Raw genomic sequence first — 11,631 nt, forward strand, 5'->3', positions numbered from 1 at the left:
GTACCAAGTTTGGCTTATCCCTTTAATTGTAGGATCTTCAATATCCCTAATCTAAGGGTTCGGTGTAGGAGAGGTTACAGTCAAAGGAAATCAGTACCTAACACAGATTCCGCTCCCAAGCCCTAAAATAAGCAAGAAGTCCTGATGGCTTGTGGTGTAATTGAGGAGTTCAAGTGTCAAATTCCATCCCAAAACACGAAGATCCATCGAGTCAGTTGAATGTAGAGGCGTCAGGGGTACAAGAATCGGAATCCATCTCTGATGTCTCTAATCATGATGTTCAACCGAATCGAAGCAAAAAACCGTCCCGCTCACCCCAGTTGCTGGCGCAATGCCGACGGGGAGCAACAGCCACGCTCAACGGGCTAAAGCGGCTCCCTAATGTTGTTGTCCAGTCATTGGCAGGAGAGAACCCCATTCACAACCGCCCCTCGTTTTGGTGGAGCTTGGGAGTTGTGGGTATTGGTGGAAGTGCGATCGCTCTCGGTTGGGGCTGGTATATGCTAGAAAGGAGTCTTCCCGCATCCACTGAAGATGTTTTGACCTACGTTCGGGATGACACGATCACCATCAAAGCTTCAGACGGTACAATTATCCAGCAAATTGGACCTGCCACCAACGAAACGCTCAAGATTTGGGAAATCCCTGAACAGATCAAAGAAGCCTTCACAGCTAGTGAAGACCAGCGTTTTGAGAGCCATGAGGGACTAGATTACCAGGGCATTATCCGCGCAGCTCTGTCGAACGTCCTGGCTCGAGATGTCGTCGAAGGTGGCAGCACGATTACCCAGCAGCTTGCCCGAGCAGTCTACTTCGATCAAGAGCGCACCCTAGGACGCAAGCTGAAAGAAATGCGGATGGCTCAAAAAATTGAGCAAGATCTCGACAAAGATCAAATTTTAGAGCGCTACTTAAACTTAGTCTATCTGGGTTCGGGAGCCTATGGAGTTGCAGATGCGGCTTGGGTTTACTTCAGCAAACCCGTCACAGAACTCACTCTACCAGAAATCGCCATGCTGGCTGGATTGCCCCCTGCACCGAGCGAATACTCACCCTTTGTTAACGCTACAGCCGCGAAAGAGCGTCGAAATGTGGTATTGCAACGAATGCTTAAAAAGGGGTACATCACAGAAGCCGAAGCTGAAGAAGCAATGGCGGCACCGATGAAAACTAATCCTAGCAACCCCAAGCGGCTCGAGCGACAGGCTTATTACTTTACCGAATACATTCAACAGGAACTGCCCAAGTATGTATCCTCAGAAGTCCTGGCACGGAAAGGATTAACCGTTGAAACCACGCTTAATTTAGGCTGGCAAACGGCGGCGGAAGAAGCGGTTTCAGATACCATTGAAACCTATGGTCGATATCAACGGTTTGAGCAAGCATCATTGGTGGCAATTGACCCCCGTAACGGTCATATCAAAGCGATGGTGGGGGGAAAAGATTTTTATGATCAGCAATTTAACCGCGTCACCCAAGCCCAGCGCCAACCGGGTTCTACTTTCAAAACCTTTGTTTACACAACAGCCCTAGCCGCAGGTTTCTCACCCTATCGAAGTTACGAAGATGCCCCCTTTATTGTCGATGGCTACGAACCCAAAAACTACAGCGAAAGTTTCCGGGGCTGGCTCTCAATTCGTGATGCTCTGACTTACTCAATCAACATTGTTGCAGTCAAATCCTTAATTGATATTGGCTGGAACCCCGTGATTGATATCGCTCACAAAATGGGGATTGAATCAACACTTCATCCCACTTACTCCCTCGCCTTGGGAGCATCCGAAGTGAATCTTTTAGAATTAACCAGCGCCTACGGGACTCTGGCAGCTAAAGGTATTCACGTTAAGCCCCACGGTATCCGCCGCATTCTTGACCAAAAGGGTAAGGTGATTTACGAGGAAGTGTTTAATAGCGAACGGGCGATTGATGAAGAAACAGCAGCAATCTCGACTTGGATGTTGCGCAATGTCGTTAGCTCCGGTACGGGAGGTGCGGCACAGATTGGGCGACCGGTTGCTGGTAAAACGGGAACTTCAGACGAGGCTCGCGACCTTTGGTTTGTGGGTTATATTCCCCAACTCGTGGCAGGAGTTTGGCTGGGTAATGACGACAATAAGCCAACGTGGGGTTCAAGCAGCACGGCTGCTGTGACCTGGCGTAAATTCATGACTGAAGTAAAAGAGGATCTGAGAACCGAACAATTCCCCGATCGCCCCAATCAATTAGAAGGTCGTAAGGGTATCATTGAAGCGGAGCCGATTAGACCCAAACGCACAATTCAGAAAAAGCTTCCCAGTAACACCAACAACTCTTCTAGCAGTAGGAGTGGCAGAAGCTATGCCAACCGGGGTTCCAACAGCGGCTATTCTGGCAATTCTAACCGGGGCTATTCGCGAAGTTCTAGGCGGCAATCTAGAAGTACGGCGTCTCAAGGAAGCTCGACAGGCAGCAGCACCTACTCTCGGCGTCAGCGCAGTTCGAGTTCCCGCCAATCTCAGCCCGCTCCATCTTCCTCTCGCCAAGCACCTACCCGATACACTGCTCCCAGCAACCCGGCACCTAAACGACAGTCAGCCCCAGCCCCCCAACCGGCTGCGGCTCCCCCAAGCAATCCACCCGCAGCGGCGGCTCCCAGTGTGCAACAGAACCTTCAACCCGCACCCGTCGCACCGCCCCCAGCTCCTCCAGCGTCTCGCAAAGCCCCTGCACCCGCCGCAGTGGAACACGCTCCAGCGGCACCTGCTATAGCTCCGGCACCCGCGTCTGAGTAATCCGACCAACTTGAAGTTCAAACTAGAGTACTGGCTAGATTTTTCTCCAAACCCGTTTTCCGGTAGAAAACGGGCTTGGCGGTTGCCAACTCAACTCGGCTAAGGAGCGATCGCTCTAATCGTCAGAAACGATAATGCAGATAATAGCTGGATTCCCTGGATTGCATGGGTTGTTCATTGCCACACTCAGCATTATCCACTACAGACGCCAAAAACGCAGCCAGAAATGCTTAATTGTATAACTGATATGTAGCTGTCTGCTGATTGTGGCTTGGTTGCTGACCATCACAAATGTATGGCTAGAGTCACAATCCTTCGTGTTATCACTCCTTGGCTGGTGGCTGGCTGCGAGAGCGAACTTATCAGGATCATTTTGAGAGAGAACTTACCATGCAACCTGAAACCCAACAACTTCTCGATACGCTCGAGGTTCTGACGGATGAACTGAGGTTTTGTGTCCCTAGAGAAAACAATGCATTTCATTACATCACCCCGTTTAGGTGGGACGTGGAGGCGCAAGGAGAACCGAATGCTTTGAATCTACTGAAGTTTAAAGGATCGGATCAATTTATGAAGTTTGAAAGATTGGTTCAACCTACGGATGCCGAGGTAGCGATCGCCAATTGGCAAGCAATTGAGCGGCGAGGAACACCCATAGAAGATAATGATTATGCTCTAGAAGTTTTTGAAGAAGTAAACCAGCAAGAAGGTATTTTAAACCAGGAAACGCAAGCTAAAAGAGCAGCAGCATATCAATCACTATTACAGCTACTCAAATCAGAACTTCAGGAACTTCAAACCTATCGTTTTAGTCGTAGCCTCAACTTTAGCCACGAACAATACCAGATCTATGTCCTCTTGGGTAAAACTCAAGACAATGATTGGATTTGTCTGGCATCTACGGTTCCCAAACAAACCAAGATTAAAGACCAGGAAATTTCTCGCTCTTTTGAGCGTGAATTTTCTGTATCTCAAGTCTCAGGAGCCCATACTAGCGCCATAGTATCTAGAATCGAGGAAATCCTAGCAGAACTCCCGCCACTGAAAACTTATGGTGTTTACGACGTAGGTTATAAATATACCTACGAACATAAGCTTATCTGCAAAGCAGCACCGACAAGGGAGCTAGCTTTTGAGAAAGCAGCCGATCTAGTTGAGATTGGTCGATTTAAGGGTTTTTATCCAGATGAAGATTACTTCCGCGAAGAAGTTCACTACGATTATGAGTACGAGGAAAGAGAAATGGAACTTGACGAGTTCTATCTACGCTACCAAAATTTGAACCAATTTCTGACACAAAATCTTACCAACATCCTGGTCTACAGATTAAGTTTTTGGGATTGGGACTATATCTATATCCTCGGTCAAACTCAGGCAGGTGACTGGCTGGGGGTCGAGACAACTAATGAGTTTGTTTTTAATCCCTAGAGGACTCATCAGCTATCAACCCACATGAGGAACAAAACCTCCTCTACACAATCATCCCGATACTATTACCATCCGTAATAATCTGCAAATCCTGCAAAACTAGATGAAGTTGGCAACGGATGGGGTAACGGATGTAACGGATAAGTTATTGGAATTCCCGATAAGCCATCCGCACTCGTCCGCTATATAATCCGTTGCAAACTGAACTCAACTAAGTGCGATCGCTAAGGAGTAAAATAGAGCTATGAATACAAAACTGAACTAAAAATTTATAGCGGATTGAGTTTGTATATTATTCGTTGATATATCTGTAGCCGCTTTTCAGGATGAAGGTATGGACCCGATAACACTATCTGCAACCGCGATCGCAACGTTAGTCATCACCAAAGCGTTTGAAAAGTCTGGTGAGGTGCTGGGGGAAAAGGCACTGGAACAAAGCGGGAAATTCAGTAGATCAAAAACTTTTGTCTTAGGCGGCGCTTACCTTGATATAACTAGGCTTTTAGACACTTATTTAAGAAAGTGATCGCCATAATTTTGTCGCCGCTTTAGTACATTTGCTCTAATCTCGACTTGATTTATAAGTTTACCTTATTATTAAACTTGAATTTACTCAACTTGAATATATGGAGAAAAAAACCTTGTTAAAAATGTTAAATAGTGAGAGTTGTCTCTAAAATTCCTTGAGAAAAATTGACCCAACTAACAGAAAAACCAGCTCTTACTGATGAAGAAACATTAGAAGAAGTTCTAGACTGTTTAACAGAACACATCTCTGTTGACACACAAGGAGCTTTTGACCAAAGGGACTTATTTCAAATTCTAGTCAGAGCGGCAAGTAACAAAGACAGCCTCGAAAATACTGCTAAAACTTTGAATAAAGTCCCCTGTAGTAACGACATCAGATATCATCTTGATAAAATCAATGATTTTGAAGAGATAGAAAAGCAGCTAAATTTAGCTCTCAAAACTAAACTCCCTGCTGGACTGAAAAAGACTAAACTAAAATTAGCAATTGACCTCAACTTAATTCCCTATTATGGTCAACCTACCCCAGCTGAACTCCCTTTTATATATCGAAGTCAAGCTAATGGATTGTTTGTAAATATAGGAAAGGTCAGCGCGGAAAACAGGGTCTTGAATATTTTGCCTATGTAGTTTATCAAGCTTCAATTAGTTTGACATATATCCATGAAGATTATCGAAAACGATTTGGCATTGAAAGTAGTTATCGCTTAAAAAATATCTGTAGAATTAAAACAACGAACAAGAAACCTGCTCTCAGGTTATTCTTTGTCTGTCTCTCTTTTCTTCTGGTTAATATTTGGGTCAACTTATTATGGCGAAGGATTAGCCGACCGAGAAAAGGAGGACGCCTAGTTTATCGTGAACTGTTGACTTTCAAACAAATGTTATTGTTTTTATGCCAAGCTGTTGAGCGAATTTATCAGGTTGTTCAAGCCATCTACCTTCCTGCTGGCTAGTTAAACCAAGTAGTTTCTTGAGCAAACTATAAGTAATATTAATAAATAGCTCGCTCACTTGTCCCAGACAAAAGTATCGCAGAATACAAAATTATGGGGGCTTGCTCCTGAAACGAAACTTTTCGATCTACTGAATGTACATAATCGCTGGATTGCCTGGATTGCATGGGTTATTCATTGCCACACTCAGCATTATCCACTACAGACGCACAAAACGTGGCAAGAAATGCTTAATTGTAGAATTGATATGTAGCTCTCTGCTGATTGTGGCTTGGTTGCTGATCATCACAAATGTATGGCTAGAGTCACAATCATTCGTGTTATCACTCTTTGGCTGGTGGCTGGCTGCGATCGCTACTCTCGTGCTAAATATTACCGCTATTGTCAAAGCGGTCAAGGCATTTAGAACCAAACGTAACAGATTTTTAAGTACAATTGGGGTATTGCTGAATTTCTCTGCCCTAATAATCTACTTAATCTTCGCGCTTTGGTTAACCTGGTTCTTCTTGCTGGCGCTGGCAGGTGCATCGTACCGATAAAAGACGATTTGAAAAGTTTTTTTATCATTGCGAGTACTCAAATTTTAGTAACAGATGCAACCGATAAGTTATTGAACTTCCCAATAACCCATCCGCACTCGTCCGCTATATAATCCGCTGCCAACTGAACTAGGCTAAGGAGCGATCGCCTACAAACCAATAGGCTAATCAACCTTTCCCCACTTTCAACCATGCAAAAACTTGCTCGGCTGTTAGAGTCAGATTAATACCTTCAATCACTAAAAGCAGGCAATCTCCTCTACCCACTTTGGGTTCTTGATGCGGCGCAAACATTAGAACCGAGTAATCATCTGGATCAATCATCCAACCCAACTGACAGCCATAGCGTAGACAATGCAGGATGTTATCAATCACGGGAGTTGCTTTCTGATCGGGTGAAAGAATTTCAATAGTCCAATCGGGAGCTTTCGTAAAATTATCTTCTGGTTCTCCTACCTCATTAACTTCAATTCGATTCCAACCAATAACCGCAACATCAGGTACAACAGAACGCCCCCCAAACGTACATCGCAGTTCAGGTAATGCTGTATAATCCTCGCTATTGTTGTCTATTACATTCAGCAGGCGTTTTTGCAGAATAGAGTGTCGAGTCTTGGGCATGGGTTTTTGAAGCGCTATTCCATCTACATACTCCCATGCTGGAGATTCTTCCACGTAGGTAAGCTTGAGAAAATCTTCAAGAGCGAGAGTTTGAGGAGGAGAGGCAGTCATCGTTTAGCTGGAGGAAAAATGCGCTTGGTTTCAGTATAACGGTAAATAGAAGAATCAAGATACTCTATTATCAACTAAACTCGGCTAAGGAGCGATCGCTCTAATCCTCAGAAATCACAATGCAGATAATAGCTGGATTCCCTGGATTACATGGGTTGTTCATTGCCACACTCAGCATTATCCACTACAGACGCACAAAACGTGGCAAAAAATGCTTAATTGTAGAAACGTAACCGACTTTTAAGTACAGTTGGGGTATTGCTGAATTTCCCTGCCCTGATAATCTACTTAATCTTCGCACTTTGGTTAACCTGGTTCTTCTTGATGGCGCTGGCACCTGCTATAGCTCCAGCACCCGCGTCTGAGTAATCAGACAAAATCCGGTTAATCTACCTTTTTTCCTAAGGATGCCCCCCCAAGTTTTGGTAGTATAGCCAACAATAGGATAAGGAGTTGGCATTACTCATGAATTTATTGATGGAAGCAGGCGTGGCTTCAGCATCGCACTTTCCCATTTCTTTTACGTTGGTGTATGTCGTGGGTTTTATCGCAGCGGTAACTATCGGCTCAATTGCTTGGTACAATTCCAAACGTCCGGCGGGTTGGGAGAATAAGGAGCGTCCCAATATTGTGCCAAAGGTAGAAACAGAAGATAATGCCAGTCAAGGAGAAACCAAGAAAGGCTAGTGCAGGCTGGCAGAACTAACTGACACTGACCCGCTAAATCTTTCCCCCTCTCCCAACCTCGGAAGAGGGGTCTTCAGTGGTTTCTTGTCCGGCGATAATTAGCCACCCCCAGCTCAACTAACTCATTCACCAACAACTTTCGTACCCACAACCATATGAAGTAAGAGTATCAATCAAGCGATCGCTCTCCATCGGTATCAAGTGCTTGCCGTGGAAAACTTCTTGAACCAGAATGAATGAAACCATTGACCCAATCAGGATTCGTGCCGTTGCCTCTGGATCGGAAATATCTAGTTCGGGATGGGATGCGAGTTAACGCTTTGCAAAAACAACTCGCACAAGGGCGTGCCCAACTCGAAGCCACACAGTCACAAGTCAAGCAAGCCCAAGCCGCACAAGATGCGATCGCATCATCATCAATTTAAAGAGTGGAGCGACTTTCAGTTTTCCATCAGCATTAGCGCAAAGTTTAGCAGGTGCTTCCCCGGAGGATTTAGCTGAGGTTGAAGTTACTCCATCCGGTGATGGGTTGCACTGGGAAAAGTTGGATGCGGATTTTAGTGTTCCTGGGCTTTTGGCTGGTGTGTTTGGGACTGCGGCTTAGATGGCTCAAGTTAAGATGAAGGCTGGTTAGGGAGCAAGCTTTCTCTACCTTTTCCTCGGTTTTCTCGTGGACTTCCCACAAATTGTCACTCATAGTCTGTAGACTGATAGTCTGCACTGCGGTCAATATTAAGCCGTGAGGCAAACAGATATCAAGCAACGCTTTGGGCTTGCCATCAAGCAGCGTAGGCAAGAGTTAGGAATATCACAAGAAGAGCTTTCTTTTCGAGCTGGACTTCACCGGACTTATGTCTCGGACATTGAGAGAGGTTGCCGCAATCCCTCGCTGGAAAATATAGACAAGTTGTCAAAGGCATTACAAATTTCTGTTTCTGCCCTCTTTGCTCACTAATGTATAGCTATATTTTCTTTGCTTAACTCACAAATTCAAAAGGAAGCACAAGAAGAAGTTTCTTCAAAATTCTTAACTCTATTCAGCTCTGATCAATTTAATGATGGTAGAGATTTATCAAAAATTGCACCTTTTAAAAATAAAATTTTCCTTCCGAGTCCGGATTATATTATTACTGTTATTAATAACAGAGAAACTTCAGTACTAATTCAATCTCTTTTAGAAGAGCAAGCAAGAAAGCCAGATAGTTTATCGATTTATAACTTATTGAAAGGGAAACTAAAGGTAGAAGAAGTAAAAGCAGTAGTTTCTCTCAAAACTTCCAACCGTCCCGATCGCCGATATCAACCGTTATTTGAAGCAGCTATGATTAAAGCCATGAGATATGTCTTGCATCAAAATTGGCAGTATTATATGGTTGCTAGTGAACTCAGCTCTGCGGATAGAACTATATTTAGTACAGCCGTTGCTCCTCATGGCATTGCGATTGAGCAAGACTCCCAACTAGTAGATGGTACATACTTGTATAACCGAAAACTAGATTTAGTCCCATTAGTCGAATCTGCTCTTGAGCAATAACTGTTTAATAAATAGCTTTAAAAGATAAAAAGTGGTAACTCTAGCTGCTTTTTTTCTGGCTCTTCATAATCCCATTCAGTTGTTTTTAAAAAATCAAGAATAGTTTTGGCAATTGCTTTTGCTGCTAAATAAGGAACGCCATTGCCAATTGTTTTAAACATATTCGTCAGGGGCATTTTATCAGGAAGTGTGAAGTTTGAGGGTAAAGATTGTATAGCAAGAGCTTCAGCAACGGAGATACGGCGTACTTTATAGGGATGTAAGTGAACTTCGTTATTTCCATAGCAAGCTGTGGGAGAGTAACGCCATCGATGAAGACGCTTATAAGATTTTTTTGAATCATCTCCTTCAGCAACAGAAGCAAATCTTTTTAGACCAGCTCTTGGTTTAAAATAGTGTTTAGCATTAGGGTGATTAAAGACATCGTTTTGCTTAAACCAATATTCAACAGTTAGTTGATTAGGAATACCTTTAGGACAAGGCAATTTAGAATCTTCTTGAAATGGAGCAGTAGAAGACCAAGGATAAGAAAATACTTCGGATTTAGGATATAAAATATACTTGTGCCATGGGAAAAGGCTTTCGGGCAGAACTTTTGCTCCATTCTCAATCTTGATTCCCATGTCTTCGATTAAATTTCGGCGGAATCCTATGAGAATAATTCTGTCTCTGTTTTGTGGGACACCGTACTCTAGGGCATTAATTAAACGTTCTACTAAAATATAACCAGCTTGATTAAGCTGAATCTTCAGTTGTTCAAAAAAAATCCGATGTTTTTGGGTCTTCCATAATCCCTTAACATTTTCAAATAAAAAGAAGTCGGGTTGATGTTGGCAAATTAATTCGACATAGGAAGCGGAAAGCTTACCATTCTCTCCTTCCTTGCCTCGGTTTTTTCCTCCAACTGAGAAGTCAGGGCAGGGAGGACCTCCAATAAAGCCAATAATATCAGTAGACTGGCGAGCATCCTGTATCAAAGACCAAAGACGTAGTGCTTGTTCACCCTCTGTCAGTTTATCAACGTCTCCTTCTTCTCTCTCATGGTAGCCGTATTCGGGTAATGGCAGGTTAAGAACTTGCCGAGAATAACGGTAAGCCTCCATATAAGACGTATTAATTTCGTTGACATAAACAATATCAAAGCCATTGGCTTCAAAACCTAAATCGAGAAATCCAGATCCGGCAAAAAAAGAGAAGATTTTGGGGCGAAGGGTCATTTGGAAAAAACTTGTAAGCCATAGAGAACTATTCTATTATTTATTTAGATGTGTCGGCATCTAGGTGCAGCCGCAGTTTAGACATGAGCTGCTTCTAAAGCTTGTTCAGCAGCGATCGCATCATCGATTTCCGAACGGTGGACGTTATAGAATGCTAGAGCATCATTGACTTGTGCTTCATTCAAATCATACTCAGCGGCTATCTGACTTGGGGATAAACTCCATTGTTGAGCAGCAATGACTACGGTTTGTACTCGTAGATTAGTCCCGCGCAGAATAGGTACAAGTTGACCGCTAGCACCGCGACGATAGGTAATATGAGGAAAACTTGGGTCGTTAAGTTGTTGGTTGAGGGACTTTACTTTTTCAGCTATGGCGTCCAACATGAAGGCTTCCAGAGGAATACCTTGCTGGGATGCCCAGTTTTCGGCTTCCTGCTTTAATTCATTGGGTAAGTTCAGGGAGTAGGATGTCATATTCTATCAATTGTCTCTCAGATCTAGCCTACTACAATAGGTTAAAGATTCAGGAAAGTTGGGAACCTGTCAAACTATAACTATGCCAACTGTTCTCCGAAAGGATGGCTTTGCTGTCCGCATTTACTTTAACGATCACTTACCTCCTCACGTTCATGTTTTCAAAGGTGGAGGACAGGTGAGAATTAGTTTGGGGAGTGAGGCTGAAGAACCTGAACTAGTTCAGATAGAAGGAATGAGTGATAAAGATGCGGCAAAAGCACTGGCAATAGTAATTGAACACCAATTAGAACTACTGAAAAAATGGGAGGAAATTCATGGTTAATTCAGGTTGGGATGAAGCAACTCTGAAAGCTGCGATCGCAAAAGCAAGAGAAACCGCAGCAATTGCGAATGCTGTGGAACCTAGAGCTGAGTCAGCGTATTATGACCAGAGTAGCGATCGCATCGTGATCAATTTGAGGAGTGGAGCGATTTACATCTTTCCCTCAGCACTAGCACAGGGTTTGGCAGGTGCTTCCCCAGAGGATTTAGCTGGGGTGGAAGTTACGCCATCGGGTGATGGGTTGCACTGGGAAAAGCTGGATGCGGATTTTAGTGTTCCTGCGCTTTTGGCTGGTGTGTTCGGAACTGCGGCTTGGATGGCTCAAGTTAAGATGAAAGCTGGTTAGGGTGCGATCGCATTTCCTTTTTAGGATGCATTGTGGTTCAGATCCCCGACTTCTTGGAGAAGTCGGGGATCTCCTTACACTTACTCCCCCAC

General features: G+C 44.0%; 15 protein-coding genes and 1 pseudogene. 12 read left to right on the forward strand and 4 right to left on the reverse strand.

Features of this window, described 5'->3' with window-relative positions:
* Nucleotides 1-173 precede the first annotated feature (173 nt).
* From IQ257_RS18255 to IQ257_RS18275, 5 genes are all read left to right on the forward strand, one after another.
* Entirely contained in the window at nucleotides 174-2,771 is a 2,598-nt protein-coding gene (locus tag IQ257_RS18255; RefSeq protein ID WP_322744388.1) for a penicillin-binding protein 1A, read from the forward strand.
* Nucleotides 2,772-3,161: 390 nt separating this feature from the next.
* Nucleotides 3,162-4,199 carry a nuclease A inhibitor family protein gene (locus IQ257_RS18260; RefSeq protein WP_193882680.1) on the forward strand — a complete coding sequence of 346 codons (1,038 nt, stop codon included), beginning with the start codon at nucleotides 3,162-3,164 and terminating at the stop codon, nucleotides 4,197-4,199.
* Between the two features lie 334 nt (nucleotides 4,200-4,533).
* Complete coding sequence (locus tag IQ257_RS18265) at nucleotides 4,534-4,725, forward strand: hypothetical protein (RefSeq protein ID WP_193882683.1); 192 nt, start codon at nucleotides 4,534-4,536, stop codon at nucleotides 4,723-4,725.
* A gap of 167 nt (nucleotides 4,726-4,892) precedes the next feature.
* Complete coding sequence (locus tag IQ257_RS30170) at nucleotides 4,893-5,357, forward strand: hypothetical protein (protein WP_228060808.1); 465 nt, start codon at nucleotides 4,893-4,895, stop codon at nucleotides 5,355-5,357.
* A gap of 460 nt (nucleotides 5,358-5,817) precedes the next feature.
* Entirely contained in the window at nucleotides 5,818-6,222 is a 405-nt protein-coding gene (locus tag IQ257_RS18275; RefSeq protein WP_193881994.1) for a hypothetical protein, read from the forward strand.
* Nucleotides 6,223-6,390: 168 nt separating this feature from the next.
* Here IQ257_RS18275 and IQ257_RS18280 read toward each other — a convergent pair whose 3' ends face one another.
* Nucleotides 6,391-6,954 carry a Uma2 family endonuclease gene (locus IQ257_RS18280; RefSeq protein WP_193881997.1) on the reverse strand — a complete coding sequence of 188 codons (564 nt, stop codon included), beginning with the start codon at nucleotides 6,952-6,954 and terminating at the stop codon, nucleotides 6,391-6,393.
* Nucleotides 6,955-7,419: 465 nt separating this feature from the next.
* On the opposite strand from IQ257_RS18280, the gene psb35 reads away from it, so the two are divergent.
* Complete coding sequence (gene psb35 / locus IQ257_RS18285) at nucleotides 7,420-7,641, forward strand: photosystem II assembly protein Psb35 (RefSeq protein ID WP_193881999.1); 222 nt, start codon at nucleotides 7,420-7,422, stop codon at nucleotides 7,639-7,641.
* 126 nt (nucleotides 7,642-7,767) lie between these two features.
* Here the strand turns inward: psb35 and IQ257_RS31580 are convergent.
* A pseudogene (locus IQ257_RS31580) lies at nucleotides 7,768-7,953 on the reverse strand (hypothetical protein); the annotation flags it as partial.
* Here IQ257_RS31580 and IQ257_RS18290 point away from each other — a divergent pair.
* The 4 genes from IQ257_RS18290 to IQ257_RS18305 all read left to right on the forward strand — a co-directional run bounded on the left by IQ257_RS18290 (nucleotide 7,878) and on the right by IQ257_RS18305 (nucleotide 9,175).
* Nucleotides 7,878-8,066, forward strand: a complete 189-nt coding sequence (locus IQ257_RS18290) for a hypothetical protein (RefSeq protein WP_193882001.1) — start codon at nucleotides 7,878-7,880, stop codon at nucleotides 8,064-8,066. The pseudogene IQ257_RS31580 and the gene IQ257_RS18290 sit on opposite strands and share 76 nt — an antisense overlap.
* Complete coding sequence (locus IQ257_RS18295) at nucleotides 8,057-8,245, forward strand: DUF2442 domain-containing protein (protein ID WP_322744389.1); 189 nt, start codon at nucleotides 8,057-8,059, stop codon at nucleotides 8,243-8,245. The genes IQ257_RS18290 and IQ257_RS18295 overlap by 10 nt, the downstream gene beginning before the upstream one ends.
* A gap of 135 nt (nucleotides 8,246-8,380) precedes the next feature.
* Complete coding sequence (locus tag IQ257_RS18300; RefSeq protein WP_193882003.1) at nucleotides 8,381-8,596, forward strand: helix-turn-helix domain-containing protein; 216 nt, start codon at nucleotides 8,381-8,383, stop codon at nucleotides 8,594-8,596.
* A gap of 9 nt (nucleotides 8,597-8,605) precedes the next feature.
* Nucleotides 8,606-9,175 (forward strand): Cfr10I/Bse634I family restriction endonuclease, encoded by a 570-nt coding sequence (locus IQ257_RS18305; RefSeq protein ID WP_322744390.1) that lies wholly within the window; start codon nucleotides 8,606-8,608, stop codon nucleotides 9,173-9,175.
* Between the two features lie 17 nt (nucleotides 9,176-9,192).
* Here the strand turns inward: IQ257_RS18305 and IQ257_RS18310 are convergent, their stop codons facing one another.
* The gene (locus IQ257_RS18310) at nucleotides 9,193-10,392 is read right to left on the reverse strand and encodes a DNA cytosine methyltransferase (RefSeq protein WP_193882004.1); all 1,200 of its coding nucleotides are present in this window, start codon (nucleotides 10,390-10,392) and stop codon (nucleotides 9,193-9,195) included.
* Nucleotides 10,393-10,469: 77 nt separating this feature from the next.
* Complete coding sequence (locus IQ257_RS18315; RefSeq protein ID WP_193882006.1) at nucleotides 10,470-10,868, reverse strand: DUF433 domain-containing protein; 399 nt, start codon at nucleotides 10,866-10,868, stop codon at nucleotides 10,470-10,472.
* Nucleotides 10,869-10,950: 82 nt separating this feature from the next.
* Here IQ257_RS18315 and IQ257_RS18320 point away from each other — a divergent pair, with 82 nt between their 5' ends.
* Entirely contained in the window at nucleotides 10,951-11,193 is a 243-nt protein-coding gene (locus tag IQ257_RS18320; protein WP_193882008.1) for a DUF4160 domain-containing protein, read from the forward strand.
* The gene (locus IQ257_RS18325) at nucleotides 11,186-11,539 is read left to right on the forward strand and encodes a DUF2442 domain-containing protein (RefSeq protein WP_193882010.1); all 354 of its coding nucleotides are present in this window, start codon (nucleotides 11,186-11,188) and stop codon (nucleotides 11,537-11,539) included. Before IQ257_RS18320 ends, IQ257_RS18325 begins: the two co-directional genes overlap by 8 nt.
* The last annotated feature ends 92 nt before the right edge of the window (nucleotides 11,540-11,631 follow it).

This window comes from Coleofasciculus sp. LEGE 07092 (assembly GCF_015207375.1).
Lineage (GTDB): Bacteria > Cyanobacteriota > Cyanobacteriia > Cyanobacteriales > Coleofasciculaceae > LEGE-07092.